We start from the raw sequence: 19,552 nt of genomic DNA, 5'->3' as shown, positions 1-19,552 counted from the left end.
TTCCGTGCGATTAATCATCACTGTTTAAAATTCCGAAAAACCGGAGCAGGTTGATAAACAGGTTGATAAAGTCGATATAAAGCGTCAATGCCATCAAAGGAATCAAATCCGCCGTGATGTCCCGGTGTTTGATCTGGTTCAGATCGTATAAGATGTACATTGAAAACACAATCGTGCCGATGACGGAATACGCCATCATGGCGGCGGAATTCAGCGGGCTGAAAATATTAAAGATCCCCACCGCGAGAAGCGCGATAACAGCGACAAGCAAGAAGGACCATAAAAACGACAAGTCCTTTTTCGTCTTAGCGCCGATCGTGCCGAGCACCGCAAAAATCACAAATGAAGAGCCGAATGCCTCCAATACGACATAGGCGCCCGCTGCGGACGCATAATGGCTGATAATCGGAAACAGCGTCATTCCTGAAATGAAAGCGAATGTAAAGACAAACGCATATCCGACGGCTTTTTTACGGCGCAGCCAAAACGCGGCGAAGATCATGATAACCTCTAAGACCGACAGCGGAAGCATCAATGCCGGCGGAATGAACTGGCCGGTATACAGGCCGATTGTCGCAACTAACAGCGTAAACACAAATACCGTTATAATGCGCTGCATAATAGATTGTTTGCTCTCATAAGCAGCAGTTTGCATGTCAAAAGTCCTCCCAAAAAATGATCGTGATAGGTCTATTATAAATAAAATGGGAGAAATTTGCATGATTTTAAGAAGATTTTAAGGATATTCAAGCCTGGCGTTTTGCTGCGCACTCCTGCATATCCATGAAATCATGCAGTTTTTTCGTCAATCCCCCGTGCCCGAATCGGATATTCCCCTTCTGTCCCGGCGTTTTCGCAAAATCGAGAAACGCCAGCACATAAAGACGCCTGACGGGAATGGGAATGATGCCCGCATCATAAAACCAGCCGTCAATTGTGTTCAGCACTCCTTTGTTAATGCCGTATTGCTTCGTGCACCAATGCAGAAAGCGCACTTCAGGCAAGTGCAGATACCGGCTCTCCCGGAAAGGGACAGTTGAATGCTTCATATGTACCGCCTCCTGTCATCGGCTGTTTTTTAAGATTGCTGTTTAGCTTCTTTGCTCTTCAGGGAAAAGCGGTATTTCTCCACCTTATCAATTTGTGTTACTTGGGAATTATGAACCGTAATCTGAACAGTCCCGAAATCGATCGTTTCCAGCGCACTGATAATCTTTTCAATCACATGCGGATCTACGCTTCCTTTGGACGTCATCATGCTCCCCCTTTATGTCTGCCCGTTCGTCTTTTGACAATGGCTTTTTAATTCATACTATTCTGATAAGAAATATACACTTATACTATTATGTTTTCTTTCAGAAATCAATAACATTTACACAATTTTTGGATTTGATTTCTCCACTCTTTTCCTGCTTAAAAAAGAAAATCAGTTGACTGGCGGCCAGCTTTCGTTTGTGTACGATCAGCTATTTGTGCCGGTTCGATGTGCTGCCTAATTAAGTTTTTGAACATTTAAATTTCCCGCCATAAAAAAAAAGCGCCCCGCCTCTGGCCGGAGCACCTTTTTCTCACACTTTTGTTTCCTCAATAATACATGTGACACCCATGCTGGCGAGCGCTTGCTCCAGGCTGCCGTATGTTTGATACTCTGAAAAATCAAGTCCCAATTGGATTGAAGTCTGTGCCACATCAGGCCGAATGCCGGAAAATACTGTTCTGATGCCGAGGAGAAATAACGTTTTCGACAGCATGTACAATTGCTGCGCCACCATCGTATCGACAATGGGCACACCGGACAGATCAATCACAAGGTTTGTGATCCGTTTTGCGACACAGTTTTCCGGAACTGTCTCCAAAATCACACGCGCCCGTTCCGTATCAATCGCACCGATGAGCGGCAAGGTGCCGATCGTATCCGCAATCAAAATAACCGGACAGCTCAATTCGGAAATAAGCTCCTGCTGAGATGACAGCCTCGAAATCATTAATATCTGATACTGTTCGGTAAAATCCGTCATCAGCTGATCAATTGAGCCGTTGACAAGGTGATTCCAGCGGCGGGCATCCTCGCTTGTTACGATGTCCTGATGCTCATCCATAAAACGGGTGACCGCTTCCCAAAAGACGGTTCTTGAATTGCCGATCGCCTCAACGACCTCATGAACCTGAGCGTCCTGCTCCACTCTGCTTTTCGCTACCTGTGCGGCCCATTTTTCTTTGTTCTGCTGAAAAACGGCCGGATCTTCCAGCAAAGCGCTGGCGATGGTTGTGTTCGTAAACGTATGCTGCTCGATCAGCAGTTGTTTCTTTTCTTCACTTAATTGATCCTCGGAATAAAACCGCCCTCTCAGCTTCCGTCTCAGCTTGAGCCATTTTTCCGTCAGCTCGGCCGAATGTGTAATGATATAATCATGAAGTAATTGGTCTTTGTTCACTGCCGTCTCCTCTTTCAAGATATGTACTTTTATAAATTATAAATCGGAAACGCCGTTCGTACTAGAGGAATTAAAAAAAGCCGGCACATTGAAGCTTTTGGTTGCTTTTTTCGGTTGCGGGATACAATATAAAAAGAAATGAAACAGGAGGTCGTAAAATGATTAAAAAAATCGCGACAGTCGCCGTATACACTAATGATCAGCAAAAAGCGAAAACATTTTGGACGGAAAAAGCGGGGTTTGAAACCGTCGCTGAGCATCCGATGGGCCCGAACGCCTTTTGGCTTGAGGTAGCGCCTAAAGGAGCCGGCACTCATTTGGTTATCTATCCGAAAGCGATGATGAAAGGAGCCGAGCATATGAAGGCTTCTATCGTATTTGAGTGCGAAGATGTGTTTGCCGCATACGAACAGATGAAAAAGAACGGCATCACCTTTTTAGATGAACCGAAACAAATGGAATGGGGCACCTTCGTGCAATTTAAAGATGAGGATGGGCATGTTTTTCTCCTCAAATCGTAATCAGGTGTCTCAATTGACTTTGAGAATCATTTTCATTTAAAATAAAACGTGAAAATGATTGGAGAGATGCCAGATGTTCGTGCAAATCAGAAAAATGACCGTAAAAGAAGGACATGCCGACAAAGTGATCGAACGATTCAGCTCAGAAGGCGTGATTGAAAAGCAGGAAGGTTTGATAGACGTAACGGTTCTGGAGAAAAAAGTCCGCCGCGGCGATGAAGAAGTCGTCGTGTTAATCCGCTGGGAGTCAGAAGACCATTGGAAGCAATGGGAAAAAAGCGAAGACCACATCGCGGCCCACAAAGCAAACCAAGGCAAGCCGAAACCCGATTATATGCTTGGGACGGATGTCGGTATGTATCATGTCAAAGCCGTTAAAACAGGCGTGTACGGAAAATAATAAAGAGCATTTGCCCCAGGGCAAAGCTCTTTTTATTTTTTCTCCTCATATGGAAGGACGAACAGCGGTTTATCATGCTTCCATTCCGCATAAAATACATCCTCCGTTCTTTTGATGTTCTGCTTTTTCAGGTCCTGAATCAGCTGTTCTTCTTTCACCCCGGCTTCTTTCAGATTTTCATACAGCACTTCACCGTCAATGATCAGTGTGACCGGTAAAGAGACCTGCTTCGGCTTGATTTGCATGTCGCCGTTTTTCGTCGTGTCATACGGAAATTTCGGCAGGACACTGACCATCCCGTTTGTTTCTAAAATCGCGTATTCAGCTTCCTGTATGGAAAAGCAATTCGCCTGTCTGAGAAGGCTTTGCAGCTGATTAATATCCAGTTTATTCTTTTTCAGCACATCATATTTCAGTTTTCCTTTATGGATAACAATATTCGGCTCGCCTTCCAACAGCTTTCTGGAGCTTTTGACTTTCTGCGTAATCAGTTCGATGAAATAAATTAAAATACCCCATAACAGAGAAGCAAAAATGATTTCGACGATCCTGACGCCTTTATCATACACCGCATTTCCGACCAATTCTCCGAGGATGAGCGCGGAAATAAAATCAAACGGCGTAATCTGCGAGAATTGAGTTTTTCCCAGCAATTTTAGAATCACAAATAAAATACCCAAACCGCATACTAATTCCCAAGCCACTGTAAATAAATGTCCCATATCTGCACCTTCTTCTTAAAAGTCATTACCATTATGGACATTCGCCTGTTTTCTATACAGCGGCTGACAAACACAAAAAAACGCAGCCGAGGCCGCGTTTCTCTATTTCTGTTTAATGTTTTTGATTCGATCTCACGACCCTAACGCACGCCTCAGCGGCATAACCGGCGGCCGCTCCGAAACCGGCAAACATCGCGGCAAGCCCCAGGCCCATCCCTTCCCAGCCGCCGACACCGACCATACTGTAAACAACCGTACCAAATGCAGCAAGGCCGAGCACCGCCAAAAGACATTCGGGCCACATCTTTTTCGGCCATTTCTTACGGAGTAAAGCAGATATCCCAAAATTAAGACAGAACGCGGCCAGACAGATCAGATAAAAATACCACATGTCTTTTGCACCTCCGTCGTGAGGAGCTTTTTATTTGCTCATCTCTTTTTCAAATAAATGATAACCTGACGCCAATCCCTTTGATTCATATCCCATCCCGCTGTAAAAAGACTGAAGCGCCTTATTTTCGGACACGCAATCGAGCCGGATTTTCGTTTTTCCCGGACAAGACACACCCGTCTCCGCCCATGTCATAATCGTCCGTCCGAGCCCGGCGCCTGCAAACCGCCTGTCAATCGCCAGCCGGTGCAGATACACGGACTCTCCGTGGCCCTCATCGCCCCAAAGACGTCTGTCCCACTCGCTTGCTTCGGGAAGCAGCATGACGACGCCGGCCAGCTCTGCTTTCTGCCTGAATAAAAAAACATGTCCTTGGGCGATCGCCTTCCGCATATTGTGGGTATCTTCCCCCTGTAAAAGGCCGCTCCACTGGCTTGACCCTTTATCCCGAAGCCATTCTGCCGCTGACACGAGCAGATCCATGACCTCTTTTGCATCATCCTTCCGGGCGGGGATGACCCGGAATGCCCCCGCCGTCTCCTCCGTGATCGTAAATGGTGTCATAAAAGCCTCCTGTAATCAGAATATTCGACACCTTTATTATAGACCAAGCGCAGGACGGAAAAAAACAGCCGTCATGTTTGAGGGCCGTTTAAAAAATCTTCTTCTTATCACGTTCTTCTTTTAAAATCTCAACCGCTTCCCTGAAGCGCATGGAGTGAACGATTTCACGCTCACGCAGAAAACGGAGTGAATCATTCAGATCAGGGTCATCGGAAATATCAATAATCCATTGATACGTCGCTCTCGCCTTTTCTTCAGCCGCAATATCTTCATATAAATCAGCGATCGGATCACCCTTCGCCTGTATGTAAGACGCTGTGAACGGAACTCCGGCCGCATTGTGATAAAACAGCGCGCTGTCATGGTTGACGTAATGATCGCTGAGCCCTGCATCACGCAGCTGCTGCGGGGTCGCATCTTTTGTCAGCTTATAAATCATCGTCGCAATCATTTCTAAATGCGCAAACTCCTCCGTGCCGATATCCGTCAATAGGCCGATCACTTTATCAGGAATCGTGTAGCGCTGGTTTAAATACCGGAGCGCTGCGGCTAATTCGCCGTCAGCCCCGCCGTATTGTTCAATCAAAAACTTAGCCAGCATCGGGTTGCATGTGCTCACTTTAACCGGATATTGCAGCTTTTTTTCATATACCCACATTTACAGATCCCTCCTTATACTTGCCATGGCCAAGGACCGCGGCTCCAATCCCACTGCGCGCCGACCTGACTCACGCCGAATTGCAGAAGCGGTCCGTACTCAGGCTCAAACCGCTTTCTCAGCTGCCTTGAGTACCGGGAATATTCATGAAACTGCTGAAGCGCGAGGCGGTCGTGTGGATGCGTATCCAGATAAAGCGTCAGCTCCACCAGCACAAAGTCCGCCGCCTGGATTTGCTCCAGCAGCCGATAGTATTCATCATCAATCTTTTTCGCCATATTCGATTCCCCCCCGATAAGGATTATCATAGAAATCGTAAAGATCCTTCCAAAGGGTCCCTTTTTTCAATGCCTCCATCGGAGAAAACTGCTCCAAGTGATACGGCTGAAACCGCATATAAAGATGCGGCGGCGTTCTGAAGTATTTTCTCCCGATCGGCGGGCAGGGATCAAACCGGCTGTGGAAGGGCTTATAAGATTTGACCGGTGTAAACGGCTGATTTTCTTTCATTACGATCCTCCTTTCCTAAACACATGACCTTAATAGGTATGAATCCGTATCAGCTTTTATGCTCCGCAAGAAATAAAAAAAGCCCGTTAAAAACGGACTCAAGGTAACGCTCCGGAATTTGAAGTGAAAAAATCACAATGAAAACTCTGATTGAAAACGCTGATAATGTGTCAACGTATATTCCGTAATTTGCTGATCATATTCAGGATATTCATATCTCAATAAAACAGCGACTGACTTTGAATATGCTCTAAAGAGACCCTGACAGTCAAACAATGCCTTCCACACGCTTTCATAAGTATTGCCGACAAAAGTATTCAGCAGGATTTCCCAATCTTCCGCATTCATGTATTTTTGAATATACTTATAATTCTTCCCTACACTTAATGAAAACTGATTCTCTATCCCGATCTTCCACGCAATCATACGCAAAACATTAGGCCTTAGAATGTCATTCATATGATCCAGCGCAAACAGTATTTCTTTACGCATTAATCCTTTAATCACATAGGTTGAAACCATCCAAAATTCATTGCAGCAATCATCAAACTCTCTGGGAGTCGGTTTCTTTATATGATATTGTTCATCACTTGCAATAATCTTGCGCTTGATCCGGTCATCCTTGTCTAATAATATTTCCGCCAAACCATCACTCTGTGTAAAATAATGCTCTGTTTGATTTACAGGGATCAAAGTTAAATCGATTTTATGATGATCTTTAAAAAGCATTAAGTAGGAGAACCAGTCTCCGAGTTCTGGAGGGAAAAGTTCCATATCTTCAGGTTTTTGCATCATCATTCTTTCGCCAAACTGATCCAGCCAGCTTTCGTCAGATGTGAAGGAGTCCATATCGGTCACAAAATAAGAAATATCATAGTCTTGAAATCTGTCTCTCGGTACATTTTTATTGGTTCTTGATCCTTCCAAGGTCACAAGCCGGATTCGCTCGTCCTTCATCGCAATATCAAGAATCAATTTCATCATTTCGTTTTCACTTCTCACATGTAAAATCTCCCGCATAAAGAGAGCCTTTAGGGATGCTGTAAACGGCAGTTAAAATTCATAAAGAAAAAGTTTGTGAGCTTGCTTATAATTTACAGAAAAGCCCTATGTACTCGTGATTTTGCTCAATCGTAACACAGCTGCAAGAACATGAGTAGGGCACTCCTGCTGCTCAAGAGTGCCCTTCTCTTATGGTCAGATATATTGGCTGTCCCGATGATGATGATGGAACGGGTAGCCGCCGTAGCCTCCGCCATAGCCGCCAAAACCGTACCCCGGATATCCCCCGAAGCCTCCGTAGCCGCCAAAACCGCCGTAACCCCCGTAACCGCCAAAACCGTACCCCGGGTAGCCGTAGCCTCCGCCGAAACCGTACCCCGGATAACCTCCGAAGCCTCCGTAGCCGCCAAAACCGTACCCCGGGTAGCCGCCTCCGAAGCCTCCATAGCCTCCGCCGTAGCCTCCGCCGTAAATCGGTCTTCTTTCATTCATGATTTATCGCTCCTTCACATAGGTTACAGTCCAGCTTATGACATCAGGAACGAAACGTATGGGCATCCGCCCATTTTTAACGAAATAATCAAAAAACGCTTTACGGAGGAATCCGATACAGGGCGGCCGCACAGGCAAAATAAAAAGCCGGAACATGCACGGTCCCGGCCTTTTCGTCTTTATTCGCCTAAATCTACATTGTGATAAACCTGCTGTACGTCTTCCAGGTCTTCCAGCACATCAATCAGCTTTTCAAATTGAGCTTTCGCATCTTCCGGAAGCTCGATTTCATTTTGCGCAAGCATCGTCAGCTCCGCAACTGTGAACTCTTCAACGCCGGCATTTTTGAATGCCTCCTGCACGGCATGGAATTGATCAGGCTCGGCATACACGATAACACTGTCATCCTCTTCTAAAATATCGCGAACGTCCACATCAGCTTCCATCAGCAATTCCAGCGCTTCATCCGCCGTCTTGCCTTCAACACCGATAACGGCGGTCGCATCAAACATGTAAGCGACAGACCCGCTCACACCCATATTTCCGCCGTTTTTTCCGAATGCGGCGCGCACTTCAGGCGCCGTGCGGTTTACATTGTTCGTTAACGCATCAACAATGATCATTGAACCGTTCGGCCCGAAACCTTCGTAACGCAGCTCGTCAAAGTTCTCCTCCGCGCCGCCTTTCGCCTTTTCAATCGCACGCTCAATAATATTTTTCGGCACACTGTACGTCTTCGCGCGCTCAAGCACCACTTTTAAAGCCTGGTTCGATTCCGGATCAGGCTCGCCCTGTTGTGCCGCCACATAAATCTCACGGCCGAACTTCGCGTAAATCCGGCTCGTATTTGCGTCCTTTGATGCTTTCTTTTCTTTAATATTGTTCCACTTACGGCCCATTTTGTTCCACTCTCTTTCACGAATTGAATCTGTATGATAAATACTCTGTTTCTATTATACCTCAGCGGTTGGGTTGTTTCGAGTGTAAGACTTTAGAAAAAGCAGGGACGCTTAAAATAGCCGCGGCGCACTAAGCCGAATCTGAGGGTTACTGTACAAAACATAAAAAGCCTCCCTTCATACAGGAAGGAAGTCGCAAGCCAAAAGATTCATTTTATTCTTATTACCTATTTCCTACACTGTATATCCCGACTCACGTGGTAAAATTTTGATATCGAACAAAAGAAAGGATATGGTCATGAAAGTTTTCGAAGCAAACAGCCTACTGGCCGCCGCCAAGCAGCGTGCGAGTGAATACAAAGAACTCCGCGGCCAAATGGTCAATCTAAAAAAAGCCTTCCAAGGCATGGCTGATCTCGGTGACGGCGATTTCTCTGGCCGGGGCGCAAATAACATTAAAGCTTTTTTCAAGGACCACGCCGGCGTCACAGACAGCTGGCTTGATCTGATCGATATGAAAATCGCATTTCTCACAAGCCTTCCCGGCAAAGTCGAAAATGCCGAACTTTCCAATTCGCATGTGGAGGAATCATTTCTGGAGCACGAGCTTACCCACGCCCTCAGAAAATCAAAGGCGATTATGGAAGAGCAGAAAAAAGACATGCGCTCCATCCTCGGAGAGATCGAAGACATCATTTCGCTCGAATTGTTTTCAACCGAGAGCACAGATCAGAAGCTTTCCTCAGCTGACAAAAAAAGAAGCGAAACCATACATAAGCTCGGCAAGCTCGATCACGATCTAACGAAAGAATACGCAGAAACCGAAGCGAACGAACAGTTCATCAAAGCCGACTTTCAGCAGCTTCAAAATGCCACGGGCAAAGGAAAAAGCGCCACGCCGCTTCATTACAACGCCAAAGCATACCGAGAAAGCGACATCCATAAGAAAAAAGGCGAGATTGCAAGACATTCGGATGCTTATTTGACGATTAAGAAGGAAGAAGCGAAAGAGCGGGGAGATTGAAAAACTGAAAGAAAGACTGAAAAACTATGATTATGCGAATGCCGATGAATTCTATGAAATGGCCAAAACGATCGGCTATAAAAACCTGACAAAAGGACAGCAGCGCTACTTCACTCAAATTGAAAACACGCGTGAACTCACAGACGGTTTCAAAGGCGTTGCCGTCGGCCTTTATGATTCCGGAAAAGACGCGGTCACAGGCCTGTGGGATATGGTCACAGATCCGGGCGGAACCGTTAAAGCCATTACAGGAGCGGTGGCTCACCCGATCAAAACGTATGAAGCCATTTCAGCCGCAATTGAAGAATCGTACCAAAAAGACATGGTCAACGGTGACACCTACTCAAGAGCAAGGTGGGTGTCATATGCGGTGGGCACAGTTGTGACATCAGTTGTCGGCACAAAAGGCGTCGGCGCCGTCTCAAAAACAGGCACAGCAGCCAAAGTGACGACCAAAGTCAAAGCAGCAGCAAGCAAATCAGCAACAGCTCAAAAAGCCATAACGGTCTCAAAACAAACCGTTGATCACATCAAGCAAAAGGTCAACACAGGCATTGAAGTATCAAAAAAGCGCGTCAAAACCAAGTTGAATCAAATCGGAGATCTCACTCTAGCTGATATTCTCCCGTATCATCCGCGTCACGACTTAGTACCGGCAGGCGTCCCTTACAACGCAGTCAACGGGGTCACACTTAAAGAGGGACTGCAAAAATTCGCCAAGGTCATCCTCCCGAAACCGTACGGAACCTCCGCAAGCGGCAGACGGACACCGGCACCGCATGTACCGCCGGTAACGGTCAAATACGGCGAGCATTTTGCGAAATGGACCAGAAAGAAAGTATTGAAACCGAATGTCATCTACAAAACAAAAGAAGGCTACACGTACACCACTGACAACTATGGTAGAATTACAAGTGTCAAAGCAGACTTGCAGCTGGGAGAAGCAAAACGCAACCAATATGCACAGTCAAAAGCAGGTAAACCAGACCGTCTGACAGATGACGACGGAGGCCACCTAATCGCCACTCAATTCAAAGGCTCAGGCCAATTTGACAACATCGTGCCGATGAATTCTCAGATTAATAGGAGCGGCGGGAAATGGTATAAGTTAGAACAGGCATGGTCGCAAGCGCTTAAAGAAGAGCCTCCAAAAAAGGTTACGATCACAATTGAAAATGTGTATGAGGGTGATTCGTTAAGACCCACTTTATTTGATATAACATATAAAATTGGAGAAGAAAGAACAAAGAGCATCACAATTAGAAACCAAATTGGAGGCTGATGAAAATGGAAACTTCAAAAATGGAACAACTATATCAAAAGATTGCTGAAAAAATAAATGATATGATTCCCTCCGAATGGATGAGGGTTACTTTATATGCCGAAATTTTGGACGACTCCAGAGAAGTTTATTTTTTCTTTAACACACAAGAAGACGAAGAATATATTTATTCACACGATATTCCAGAACATTTTCAAGTAAGTAATCGAATTTACAAAAATATGCTACTAGACCTTCAAGATTTATTTGATGAATTAAGGGATGAATTTAAAAAGCAATCTTCAGATATTTGGACTAACCTCACACTAAATTTAGATAGAAACGGTGAATTCTCAATCGATTATGATTATGAAGATGTACTCGCTTCAAAATATACTGATACTGAGCGACAAGTAATTTGGGAATATAAGCACTTGGGAATTACGCCAATAAGCGAGAGCAGCAGAAAGTTCCTTGAACAATATCTAAATGAACAATGAAAAAATTGGTGAACTATATCAAAAGATTGCTGAACATCTAAATGAAATGATTCCATCTCAATGGGAAAAGATCATTTTATATGCTGAAATACTTGAGGACTCAGCGGATATATACTTTTATTTTACAACACCAAATAACAGTGATTATTTATTTTCTCATTATATACCTGAACACTTTGATGTGAGTGAAGAGATTTACGATCAACTGCTAATTGAACTTCAAGAGCTATTTGAAGAACTAAAAGAAGAATTTAAACTAGGCAACCAAGATATTTGGACTAATCTCACTTTAAAATTAGAAAACACCGGAAAGTTTTCAATTGATTATAATTATGATGATGTTTTATCCTCTGAACTTGATGACCTTCAAAGACGAGATGTTTGGAAATATCAAAATTTAGGGATATTGCCTAAAGATGAGAACGATAAAGAATTTGTAATAAACTACTTCGGTCTATAAATCAAAAAAATGGCTCAGCCCTTCTCTGCTGGGCTATTTTTGATAACTAGGATTTCTCGATGGCTGGAGGTGAAAGATTGGAGACTAAAAAAACGCAAGATTTGTACCAGCTTATTAGTCAGAAATTAAATGACATCATACCTTGTGAATGGACAAAAATTTACCTTTATGCAGAAGTATTAAATGACTCTACCATGGTTCTTTTTTACTTCAGAACACCAGAAAATAATCAAATTATTTATTCACAAGATATACTTAGCCATTACAGCGTAAGTAAAAATGTCTTCAAAACTTTATTAAGGGAAATCCGTGAAATTTTTGAGGAATTAAGAGTTGAGCACAAAAATAATATTGATCAGGTCTGGACTAACTTACATTAACATTGGAGAGCAATGGTCAATTCTAACTTGATTATAATGATGACGATATTTTGGCATTTGAGTTAGATGGGGATCAAAGAATTGCATTAAGGGAATAAAAACCCTTGGAATTTTGCCTGTAGACGAGGAAGAAGAGGATTTTTAATTACTTATCTAAATCAATAATAAAGACTGGAGGCATCATGAAACTGCAAAAATGGGTGAATTATATCAACAGATAGCTGAAGGCATTAACGAAAAAATCATTCCTTCTGGATGGTAAAAGGTCTTTCTTTATGCGGAAATTCTCGACGATTCATCTGAGGTTTTCTTTTATTTTAATACCCCCCAAAGTGAGGATTATATCTATTTTCAAAACATTCCAGAACATTTTCATGTCAATGAGGGGCTGTTATTTGACTTACATAACGTATTCAAGTTTTCTTTCAAAACAGGCAGCACCCCATAAACGGATGCTGCCTGTTAAATCCTTATGTATAGTCTGAAGAGGTCATTTATTTTGTTTTTTAAATATGAAAATAGATATGACGGTAAATATGATAGCTGTAATAACAATGATCCATAAGCTTGCAGCCGTACTGATAAAATGGCCGTTTAACTTGTAGACGATCCCGTAATGCTTTTCATATTCCTGTATTTGGTCCGCAGAAGCATGTTTAAATACTTTATCAACCGAGTCCGTCATAAACGCTTTTCTGAACAGAACAGCGGTGTGGCTGATAGGGAAATACATAATAATCTTCTGTACAAACACCGGTACGCCGCCGATCGGTACATATACTCCGCATAAAAAACCGATGGCTGTTCCGACGATCGTACTTAACGTTGAAAATGCATTTTGTGTGTGAATAAACAGCGTTAAAAATAAATTAATGGAGCTTGACAAAGCAACTGAAAGAATGATGATACCCAATACTTCAAGTATATCAGCTCCGCTTAAAAGCTTGCTGCCTGTTGAAACGAGAAAAATTTCACAGCCTAAAAAGGCGATGAAGGAAAAGATCAAGCCGATAACAAATGAATGAATGACGTAGCTCAATTGAATGGTCGCTCTGGATAAAGGAGCTGTTAAAAAGTCATACGTTCTCTTGCTTTCTTTATCTTTCACCATAATTCCGAAAGCGCCTAAAGTCGTTGTTACAGCTGTAATGGACAGCAATCCCGCCACCATCCATTCGTTCACCATGGCTTTGGAATCATCTGTCGAACCAACCAGCGCCTTAATGGCGTCCAGCTGTGTCTGCTGCAAGAACACGGCATATAACAGAATGACGATAAATACTGACAGCAGAGAAAGAAGCAAAAGCGTTCGATCACGGAAGTAGATTTTTATGTTTCTGCTGATTAAACTGGATAAAGACTTCATTTACGCAATGCTCCCCTTTACTGGCAAAGTGCTTCCTTGTTCTTCGATAATATGGATAAACACATCATCCATATTCCCTTTGATCACCTCGAAAGATTCGACTTTTCCTTCAAGACTTTTCAAAATGTCAAACGCATGGAGAGTGGACTCTACACGAAGAGAATAAATAGAGTTTTTAACCGTAAAGGCCAGTTGTTTACTTTCAAACCATGCCGTCGGATCAACGTCTTGCTTAAACAAAATATGCAGACTGTCAAACGCATATTGATCTTTCAGCTGACTCGGTGTGCCCTCTGCAATCAGCCGTCCTTCTTTGATGACCACAACGTTATCAGCCACAGCGGCCTCTTCCATGTAATGGGTCGTTAAAAAGATCGTCATGTTTGTTTCTTCCTGCAGCCTTTTAATCGCATTCCAGACAAATACCCTCGTTTGCGGGTCAAGACCTGTCGTAGGCTCATCTAAAAATAATATGGTCGGTTTATGGATGATGGCGCGGGCAATATCCGCTCTTCTTCTTTGTCCGCCTGACAAATCGCTGTATTTTTTCTCCTTAATATCATCCAATTTTAAATAGTCTGATACAAACTGATAGTTTTCCTGAACTTGTGCTTTGCTTAAATGATAATATTGTCCGCGATTCATGATATTTTCAAATACGGTCAATCGTTCATCCAAAATACTCTCTTGAAAGACAACCCCAATCTTTTTGCGGATATGATTGTTCTCTTTCCCCTCACCAAGCGTAAAACCGTCAATTACCACTTTTCCGGATGTCTTTTTGATCAGTGTACAGAGAATGTCAATAGTGGTTGATTTCCCCGCACCGTTCGTTCCCAGAAATGCAAACAGCTCACCGCGTTTGACAGAAAAGGATATCCCTTTAACTGCTTCAAATGATCCGTATTTTTTGCGCAGATCCGTTACTGTAATAATGTCTTGTTCTTCTCCCATTCTGTTCACCTCGAAAAGTAAGATTTTATGCCGTTGACCACTAACTTTATATCGACTTTGCCGCTAGGATTTTTCTCATTTTTATCCAACTTTATTATCTTTTTATAAATAATTATCTTGATTATGAAGGTATACGCACATAAAAAGGCTTCTTAAAAGAAGCCTTTTTATCGTTTTACGTTAATATTATGCTTTAATTCCCCAAGTCATTAACCATCGCCACTTTGTTGAGAAGCTTTGTAAGGATCTCCTGCACAAATAGATTTTTCTTTTTCTGCAAAAACGGTAGAAATTTTAGTCGCATTCGTTAAAAAGCCTTTAACAGTTATCGCAAAATCTTGCCTCCCTGCTCTTTTTAAAGGTATAAGATCATAGCGTGATGTTTTTCCCAATTCCGTTTTAATAAATAATTAAAAAAGGTTTCATTGGTGCTTATATGTGGCTTTTTCTTCAGCAACTAATGAAGACTTAAAGAACTCATTCTCTTTGTAATTCATTTGCATATGTTTCAGCCTTTTAAAAAAGTAATTTTCTAATTGTTTGTCTATACAATAAATAAAACAGCCTTTTTGTCCCCGGGTCATCAAAGTTCTGTATGTGTTGCGAATAATTTCGTCTGCAAGCTTCTCAGCTTCTTCTGAATTTTGCTTTAGCATTTTCTTCAAACCACGTAAGGAGGTATCTGTTTTCGCCCGCTTTGAATGATCAGTCAATACTACTCCATCCCTGCACACTAGATCATTTCCTATAATTACACCTACATAATCAAATTCCAAACCTTGGCATGTGTGTATACAACCTATTTCATTAATAGAATCTTCGTCAATTGCCCACGTGTCTGAGTTATTTAAATTCCAACTCATTCCGAATTGATATTCAGGAATCTCTATATCATGAAATTCTGTTTTAGCTTTTCCTTCCTTCACCCAATCCCAACAGTAACCAGCAACTATTCGAGCTTTATTATTAACTTTATTCAGATCTTCTATCTGTTTACGCAATTCATTTGGATTTCTATATATACGAAAATCGTAGTTCATTCCAATATAATTAGAATTCGCAGTTTCCCGAATTTGAAGAACATCATCTAACCAGCTTATATAACCATCTGAACCATTGCAACGAAACTGTGAATCCAGTTTCATATTTGTAACCTGAGCATCTAATTCTTTTGAGAATTTAAGGATTGTATCAGTACTGCCAATATCTTTTAACGTTACTCTTTGATGTTCATCTATGAAAAAAACAGAAAGTTTGGAAGCATTTATTATTTCCTTAATTTGATTTTCCCCAAGGTTATTAAATAAACCGGATTTCTCATTTAATCGATGCGCCTCATCAACAATTAAAACGTCAAATTCACCTGATGGAGCATTGACATAACTGCCCGATCCTTTAAATAAATTATCAATGTGCCCTTTCCGAAAGTTTTGTTTTAACTTAGTAGCATATACATTTCTGGGAGCTGCATTTTTTGTTACATATTGTGCAACGAGACTTCGGTTTGTTGCTTCTACTAATAAATTTACAGCAAGAACAGATTTTCCTGTACCTGGCCCGCCTTCTACAACTAAAACTTGTTTAGTGTTTGTACGTAATGCCTCATTCGCCAAATGTAAGGCCGTCTCATACACAACTTTTTGATTATCAATCATCATAAACTCTCGATTACCTTGAAGCATACTGTTTAACGAATCTTGAAGAGACTTTGAAGGCCGTATTCTTCCTTTATCTATTGTATATAGGATTTCTTTGCTGTCTCCATACTTAATATACTTTTTAATGAAATCACGAAGCTTACCTGAATCACCTTTGATAAAAACCGGAGCTTCTTTTATATAATATTCATATATTGAATCAGTTAATGGATCGTCTGTACCCTGATTCAAATAGTTATGTAAGTATGTACAAGGATATAGGTTGATATCTTCTTTTTGCGCATTTTCATTGTAATCCTTTATTAACGATGCGTATGACCAGGCTTGATAAGATGGATGGGTTGTTTCGCGAATTCCTTTATTTATAAACGTTTTAACGATGGCCTCTTTACTATCAATTTTCTCTACCTTCTCCCATTGTTTAAGTTCCACAATCACAACAGATGAACGATCATTCTTATCTGATCCAGATATAAGAAAATCAATACGCTTTGAAGTATTGGGTATTTTGAACTCAATAGCAATTCCTGCGTCCTTAGGAATTTCTCTATCACTTAATACCCTATACATATACTGCATAGAGTTATCCCAAGATCTAACCTCTCTCTCATTGATTTTGCCAATTTTATCATTGTAGTTTTTACAAATATTTGTTACCAACTTATCGTCAAACACATCACTTAAAAACTCTTCTTTTGTAGCTTCATAGACTATCATTGTTTCACCTTTTCATTAACTTTTTACGTTATCTCTATAATTCGCCACTCAAAATAACTAAATTGAGTTATATTGAGAATACCATTTTTCTTCAAATTAATCTGTTTTAATATGCTCTTTGTAATTAATAATTAAAAAGGATCCTTCACATACTAATATAAAAAAAGCAGCGTTCTCAAAAAGAGAACACTGCTTTATTTCAATTCGAGCTTTGCCACACACTCCACATGATTCGTATGCGGGAACATATCCACCGGCTGCACTTCGAGGGTCTGATATCCGCCATCCTCAAGCACCCGCAGGTCTCTTGCAAGCGTGCCAGGATTACATGACACGTACACCACCCGCTTCGGTTTCATCTCGATGATCGTCCGCAGGAGGGCTTCGTCGCAGCCTTTTCTTGGCGGGTCGACGACAAGGGTGTCGGCCGTGATGCCTTCTTCGTACCACTTTGGAATCACGGTTTCTGCTTCTCCGACTGCGAATTCCGCGTTTGTGATACCGTTCAGCTCAGCGTTGCGTTTCGCATCCTCGATGGCTTCCGGCACGATTTCGACGCCGTATACTTTTTTCGCCTGCTTCGCCAAGAAAAGAGAAATGGTTCCGATGCCGCAGTAGGCGTCGATGACGGTTTCTTTGCCTTGAAGCTCTGCGTACTCAAGCGCTTTGTCGTAGAGCACTTTTGTCTGTTCCGGGTTGACCTGATAGAACGATCTGGCGGAGATGGCGAATTTGACGTCTCCGATGAGGTCGTAGATGTATTCTTCGCCCCAGATGACGCTTGTTTCGTTTCCGAAGATCACGTTTGTTTTGTTTGGGTTGATGTTTTGCACGATTGATTTGACGTGCGGAAATTGCGCCGTGATGTCTTCGATGATCTTCGCTTTGTGCGGAAAATCGCTTGTTCTTGTGATGAAGACGATCATCATTTCGCCTGTGACGACGCCGTATCTCACCATGATATGGCGGAGCCAGCCTTTGTGGCGTTCTTCATTGTAGGCTTTGACGCCATAATTTGCGCAAATGTCTTTGACCGCTTGGACGGCTTCGTCGTTTTTAGATTGCTGAATCAGGCAGGCGCTCATGTCGATGATGTCATGGCTTCTTTGCTGATAAAATCCGGCGACGAGTCCGCCTTCTCTTTCTCCTACCGGCACCTGCGCTTTGTTTCTGTAGTTCCACGGGTCTTCCATGCCGAGTGTCGGGTGCACGATAACACTGGACAGATCCAGCTTGCCGATCCGTTCTAAAACGTCTTTGACTTGTTTCTGTTTAAACAAGAGCTGGCCCTCGTAGGTCATGTGCTGAAGCTGGCAGCCTCCGCATTGCTTGTAGATCGGGCACGGGGCATCCGTTCTGTGCGGGCTTTCTTCCTTCAGCTCAATCAAGCGGCCGAAAGCGAAGCCTTTTTTGACGCGTGTCACTTTGATTTGCGCTTTTTCCTCGGGCAGGGCGTTCGGCACGAAGATCGGGAAGCCCTGAATCTTTGCGACCCCCGCTCCTTCGTGCGTCAAATCCTCAAATGTCACGTCATAGTATTCATTTTTTTCTACCGGGGGTTTCATTTTCATCTATAATCACCTCTAGTTTTACCAATAGCCTTGTTTCAGCGTGCTGGCAAACCTTCAAATCTGTCAGGCCTTCAAAGGTTTCCGATCACGCTGAAAAGATGACAAAATCCTAAAACGAATACTGTTTTAGGATTTTGTCCGCGTATTAATCATCCAGCTGTTCAGCTTTCTCCTTCGGCATGACGACGTGAATATGTCTGTACAGATTCACGAATTCGCCTGGCAGCATGCCGCCGTATTCGCCGTCCAGGTTCAGCTGCATCTTTTCTGATACATTGACTTTCACACGGTTCGCTTTTGTGTAAATAATGTGCTGATCGTTAATATGATCGCCTCTGAGCGCCATGCTCGCGACTCTGATAAACTCCGCGAGATTGGCTTTTTTCAAAATAATTAAATCAAACATGCCGTCATTCAGGCTGGAATCAGGGGCCAGCTTCTCGAATCCGCCGACCGAGTTGGTCAGCGTCACTAAAAACAGCATGATTTCGCCTTGAAACAGCTTGCCGTCATATTCAATCTCGACTTCTGTCGGACGAAGTGAAGGCAGCATTTCCATTCCTTTTAAATAATAAGCAAGCTGGCCGAGCATCGTTTTCAGTTTGCTTGGCACATCATACGTCAGCTCCGTCAGACGGCCTCCGCCGGCGATATTGATAAAGTACTGTCCGTTCACCTGGCCGATGTCGATCGGGCGGGCCACGCCGTTAATGACGGTATCAGCGGCATTCAGTATATTTTCTCTCGGAATGCCCAGCGCTCTGGCGAAGTCATTTGTCGTGCCGACCGGAATGACGCCCAGCGTCGGTCGTTTGTCTAACGGCGCAAGGCCGTTGACGACTTCATTAATCGTTCCGTCTCCGCCGGCTGCGACAATTAGGTCAAACTCCCGCAAAGCGGCTTCTTTTGCGGCATGAGTGGCATCTCCCGCACATGTGGTGGCATGGGTGGAGGTTTCATAACCGGCTTGTTCAAATTTTTGCAGGACCTGGGCAAGATTTTTCTTAAAAAGCTCACGTCCTGAAGTCGGATTGTATATTATGCGTGCACGTTTCATTATCTCATCA

The 19,552-nt window shown here is 43.0% G+C and carries 23 protein-coding genes and 3 pseudogenes; 7 read left to right on the top strand and 19 right to left on the bottom strand.

Annotation, left to right across the window (positions count from 1 at the left end; translation table 11 throughout):
• Positions 1-10: 10 nt before the first annotated feature.
• From BAMF_RS23970 to BAMF_RS23960, 4 genes are all read right to left on the bottom strand, one after another.
• Entirely contained in the window at positions 11-655 is a 645-nt protein-coding gene (locus tag BAMF_RS23970; RefSeq protein WP_013351323.1) for a Bax inhibitor-1/YccA family protein, read from the bottom strand.
• A 91-nt stretch (positions 656-746) separates the two neighbouring features.
• Positions 747-1,049 (bottom strand): FMN riboswitch-binding regulator RibR, encoded by a 303-nt coding sequence (gene ribR / locus BAMF_RS23965; protein ID WP_013351322.1) that lies wholly within the window; start codon positions 1,047-1,049, stop codon positions 747-749.
• Positions 1,050-1,078: 29 nt separating this feature from the next.
• Entirely contained in the window at positions 1,079-1,255 is a 177-nt protein-coding gene (locus BAMF_RS40580) for a YezD family protein (RefSeq protein WP_013351321.1), read from the bottom strand.
• Positions 1,256-1,568: 313 nt separating this feature from the next.
• A complete protein-coding gene (locus BAMF_RS23960; RefSeq protein WP_013351320.1) occupies positions 1,569-2,435 on the bottom strand; it encodes an STAS domain-containing protein in 867 nt (288 codons plus the stop codon).
• 158 nt (positions 2,436-2,593) lie between these two features.
• On the opposite strand from BAMF_RS23960, the gene BAMF_RS23955 reads away from it, so the two are divergent.
• The gene (locus tag BAMF_RS23955) at positions 2,594-2,956 is read left to right on the top strand and encodes a VOC family protein (RefSeq protein ID WP_013351319.1); all 363 of its coding nucleotides are present in this window, start codon (positions 2,594-2,596) and stop codon (positions 2,954-2,956) included.
• A 73-nt stretch (positions 2,957-3,029) separates the two neighbouring features.
• Positions 3,030-3,356: a heme-degrading oxygenase HmoA gene (gene hmoA, locus BAMF_RS23950; RefSeq protein WP_013351318.1), complete on the top strand. Its 327-nt coding sequence runs from the start codon at positions 3,030-3,032 to the stop codon at positions 3,354-3,356.
• 32 nt (positions 3,357-3,388) lie between these two features.
• Here hmoA and BAMF_RS23945 read toward each other — a convergent pair whose 3' ends face one another.
• The 9 genes from BAMF_RS23945 to BAMF_RS23905 form a co-directional block, all read right to left on the bottom strand.
• The gene (locus BAMF_RS23945; RefSeq protein ID WP_013351317.1) at positions 3,389-4,078 is read right to left on the bottom strand and encodes a DUF421 domain-containing protein; all 690 of its coding nucleotides are present in this window, start codon (positions 4,076-4,078) and stop codon (positions 3,389-3,391) included.
• A gap of 112 nt (positions 4,079-4,190) precedes the next feature.
• Positions 4,191-4,469, bottom strand: coding sequence for a YesK-like family protein (locus BAMF_RS23940; RefSeq protein ID WP_013351316.1), 279 nt, complete (start codon positions 4,467-4,469; stop codon positions 4,191-4,193).
• Positions 4,470-4,499: 30 nt separating this feature from the next.
• Positions 4,500-5,033 (bottom strand): GNAT family N-acetyltransferase, encoded by a 534-nt coding sequence (locus BAMF_RS23935; RefSeq protein ID WP_013351315.1) that lies wholly within the window; start codon positions 5,031-5,033, stop codon positions 4,500-4,502.
• A gap of 88 nt (positions 5,034-5,121) precedes the next feature.
• On the bottom strand, positions 5,122-5,691 hold the full coding sequence (gene cotJC / locus BAMF_RS23930; RefSeq protein WP_013351314.1) for a spore coat protein CotJC: 570 nt from the start codon (positions 5,689-5,691) through the stop codon (positions 5,122-5,124).
• 14 nt (positions 5,692-5,705) lie between these two features.
• Positions 5,706-5,969 (bottom strand): spore coat protein CotJB, encoded by a 264-nt coding sequence (gene cotJB, locus BAMF_RS23925; protein WP_013351313.1) that lies wholly within the window; start codon positions 5,967-5,969, stop codon positions 5,706-5,708.
• Positions 5,953-6,201 carry a spore coat-associated protein CotJA gene (gene cotJA / locus BAMF_RS23920; protein ID WP_013351312.1) on the bottom strand — a complete coding sequence of 83 codons (249 nt, stop codon included), beginning with the start codon at positions 6,199-6,201 and terminating at the stop codon, positions 5,953-5,955. Before cotJA ends, cotJB begins: the two co-directional genes overlap by 17 nt.
• A gap of 132 nt (positions 6,202-6,333) precedes the next feature.
• Complete coding sequence (gene ant(6), locus BAMF_RS23915; RefSeq protein ID WP_013351311.1) at positions 6,334-7,203, bottom strand: aminoglycoside 6-adenylyltransferase; 870 nt, start codon at positions 7,201-7,203, stop codon at positions 6,334-6,336.
• 195 nt (positions 7,204-7,398) lie between these two features.
• Complete coding sequence (locus tag BAMF_RS23910) at positions 7,399-7,695, bottom strand: hypothetical protein (RefSeq protein WP_013351310.1); 297 nt, start codon at positions 7,693-7,695, stop codon at positions 7,399-7,401.
• Between the two features lie 179 nt (positions 7,696-7,874).
• Positions 7,875-8,594 (bottom strand): YebC/PmpR family DNA-binding transcriptional regulator, encoded by a 720-nt coding sequence (locus tag BAMF_RS23905; RefSeq protein WP_013351309.1) that lies wholly within the window; start codon positions 8,592-8,594, stop codon positions 7,875-7,877.
• A gap of 298 nt (positions 8,595-8,892) precedes the next feature.
• Between BAMF_RS23905 and BAMF_RS41750 the strand changes: the two are divergent.
• The 5 genes and pseudogenes from BAMF_RS41750 to BAMF_RS40575 form a co-directional block, all read left to right on the top strand.
• Positions 8,893-10,900 (top strand): annotated as a pseudogene (locus tag BAMF_RS41750) (T7SS effector LXG polymorphic toxin).
• A 5-nt stretch (positions 10,901-10,905) separates the two neighbouring features.
• Positions 10,906-11,379 carry an antitoxin YezG family protein gene (locus BAMF_RS23890; RefSeq protein ID WP_014472477.1) on the top strand — a complete coding sequence of 158 codons (474 nt, stop codon included), beginning with the start codon at positions 10,906-10,908 and terminating at the stop codon, positions 11,377-11,379.
• Positions 11,369-11,839 carry an immunity protein YezG family protein gene (locus BAMF_RS23885; protein WP_014471547.1) on the top strand — a complete coding sequence of 157 codons (471 nt, stop codon included), beginning with the start codon at positions 11,369-11,371 and terminating at the stop codon, positions 11,837-11,839. Before BAMF_RS23890 ends, BAMF_RS23885 begins: the two co-directional genes overlap by 11 nt.
• A gap of 59 nt (positions 11,840-11,898) precedes the next feature.
• A pseudogene (locus BAMF_RS23880) lies at positions 11,899-12,364 on the top strand (TIGR01741 family protein).
• A 51-nt stretch (positions 12,365-12,415) separates the two neighbouring features.
• Positions 12,416-12,637, top strand: a pseudogene (locus BAMF_RS40575) (immunity protein YezG family protein); the annotation flags it as partial.
• A 72-nt stretch (positions 12,638-12,709) separates the two neighbouring features.
• Here BAMF_RS40575 and BAMF_RS23875 read toward each other — a convergent pair.
• The 6 genes from BAMF_RS23875 to BAMF_RS23855 all read right to left on the bottom strand — a co-directional run bounded on the left by BAMF_RS23875 (position 12,710) and on the right by BAMF_RS23855 (position 19,542).
• Positions 12,710-13,585 carry an ABC transporter permease gene (locus BAMF_RS23875; protein ID WP_013351307.1) on the bottom strand — a complete coding sequence of 292 codons (876 nt, stop codon included), beginning with the start codon at positions 13,583-13,585 and terminating at the stop codon, positions 12,710-12,712.
• Entirely contained in the window at positions 13,586-14,539 is a 954-nt protein-coding gene (locus tag BAMF_RS23870) for an ABC transporter ATP-binding protein (protein WP_013351306.1), read from the bottom strand.
• Between the two features lie 209 nt (positions 14,540-14,748).
• A complete protein-coding gene (locus BAMF_RS41150; RefSeq protein ID WP_127721167.1) occupies positions 14,749-14,931 on the bottom strand; it encodes a hypothetical protein in 183 nt (60 codons plus the stop codon).
• Between the two features lie 30 nt (positions 14,932-14,961).
• Positions 14,962-16,914 carry a DUF2075 domain-containing protein gene (locus tag BAMF_RS23865; protein ID WP_013351305.1) on the bottom strand — a complete coding sequence of 651 codons (1,953 nt, stop codon included), beginning with the start codon at positions 16,912-16,914 and terminating at the stop codon, positions 14,962-14,964.
• 194 nt (positions 16,915-17,108) lie between these two features.
• Positions 17,109-18,485, bottom strand: a complete 1,377-nt coding sequence (gene rlmD, locus BAMF_RS23860) for a 23S rRNA (uracil(1939)-C(5))-methyltransferase RlmD (RefSeq protein ID WP_013351304.1) — start codon at positions 18,483-18,485, stop codon at positions 17,109-17,111.
• Positions 18,486-18,630: 145 nt separating this feature from the next.
• Complete coding sequence (locus tag BAMF_RS23855; RefSeq protein WP_013351303.1) at positions 18,631-19,542, bottom strand: diacylglycerol kinase; 912 nt, start codon at positions 19,540-19,542, stop codon at positions 18,631-18,633.
• Positions 19,543-19,552: the final 10 nt, after the last annotated feature.

The organism is Bacillus amyloliquefaciens DSM 7 = ATCC 23350 (assembly GCF_000196735.1).
Classification (GTDB): domain Bacteria; phylum Bacillota; class Bacilli; order Bacillales; family Bacillaceae; genus Bacillus; species Bacillus amyloliquefaciens.
Note: the sequence above shows the minus strand (reverse complement) of the source record. Positions and strands in the feature narration are given on the sequence as shown.

Excerpts from the sequence above, each read along its gene's own strand:
- BAMF_RS23940 (WP_013351316.1), bottom strand. The coding sequence starts at position 4,469 with ATGTGGTATTTTTATCTGATCTGTCTGGCCGCGTTCTGTCTTAATTTT.
- BAMF_RS23905 (WP_013351309.1), bottom strand. The coding sequence starts at position 8,594 with ATGGGCCGTAAGTGGAACAATATTAAAGAAAAGAAAGCATCAAAGGAC.
- cotJA (WP_013351312.1), bottom strand. The coding sequence starts at position 6,201 with ATGAAAGAAAATCAGCCGTTTACACCGGTCAAATCTTATAAGCCCTTC.
- BAMF_RS23855 (WP_013351303.1), bottom strand. The coding sequence starts at position 19,542 with ATGAAACGTGCACGCATAATATACAATCCGACTTCAGGACGTGAGCTT.
- BAMF_RS40580 (WP_013351321.1), bottom strand. The coding sequence starts at position 1,255 with ATGACGTCCAAAGGAAGCGTAGATCCGCATGTGATTGAAAAGATTATC.
- cotJB (WP_013351313.1), bottom strand. The coding sequence starts at position 5,969 with ATGGCGAAAAAGATTGATGATGAATACTATCGGCTGCTGGAGCAAATC.
- rlmD (WP_013351304.1), bottom strand. The coding sequence starts at position 18,485 with ATGAAAATGAAACCCCCGGTAGAAAAAAATGAATACTATGACGTGACA.
- BAMF_RS23865 (WP_013351305.1), bottom strand. The coding sequence starts at position 16,914 with ATGATAGTCTATGAAGCTACAAAAGAAGAGTTTTTAAGTGATGTGTTT.
- BAMF_RS23910 (WP_013351310.1), bottom strand. The coding sequence starts at position 7,695 with ATGAATGAAAGAAGACCGATTTACGGCGGAGGCTACGGCGGAGGCTAT.
- ribR (WP_013351322.1), bottom strand. The coding sequence starts at position 1,049 with ATGAAGCATTCAACTGTCCCTTTCCGGGAGAGCCGGTATCTGCACTTG.
- BAMF_RS23875 (WP_013351307.1), bottom strand. The coding sequence starts at position 13,585 with ATGAAGTCTTTATCCAGTTTAATCAGCAGAAACATAAAAATCTACTTC.
- BAMF_RS23935 (WP_013351315.1), bottom strand. The coding sequence starts at position 5,033 with ATGACACCATTTACGATCACGGAGGAGACGGCGGGGGCATTCCGGGTC.
- BAMF_RS23945 (WP_013351317.1), bottom strand. The coding sequence starts at position 4,078 with ATGGGACATTTATTTACAGTGGCTTGGGAATTAGTATGCGGTTTGGGT.
- cotJC (WP_013351314.1), bottom strand. The coding sequence starts at position 5,691 with ATGTGGGTATATGAAAAAAAGCTGCAATATCCGGTTAAAGTGAGCACA.
- BAMF_RS23970 (WP_013351323.1), bottom strand. The coding sequence starts at position 655 with ATGCAAACTGCTGCTTATGAGAGCAAACAATCTATTATGCAGCGCATT.
- BAMF_RS23890 (WP_014472477.1), top strand. The coding sequence starts at position 10,906 with ATGGAAACTTCAAAAATGGAACAACTATATCAAAAGATTGCTGAAAAA.
- BAMF_RS23870 (WP_013351306.1), bottom strand. The coding sequence starts at position 14,539 with ATGGGAGAAGAACAAGACATTATTACAGTAACGGATCTGCGCAAAAAA.
- hmoA (WP_013351318.1), top strand. The coding sequence starts at position 3,030 with ATGTTCGTGCAAATCAGAAAAATGACCGTAAAAGAAGGACATGCCGAC.
- BAMF_RS23885 (WP_014471547.1), top strand. The coding sequence starts at position 11,369 with ATGAACAATGAAAAAATTGGTGAACTATATCAAAAGATTGCTGAACAT.
- BAMF_RS23955 (WP_013351319.1), top strand. The coding sequence starts at position 2,594 with ATGATTAAAAAAATCGCGACAGTCGCCGTATACACTAATGATCAGCAA.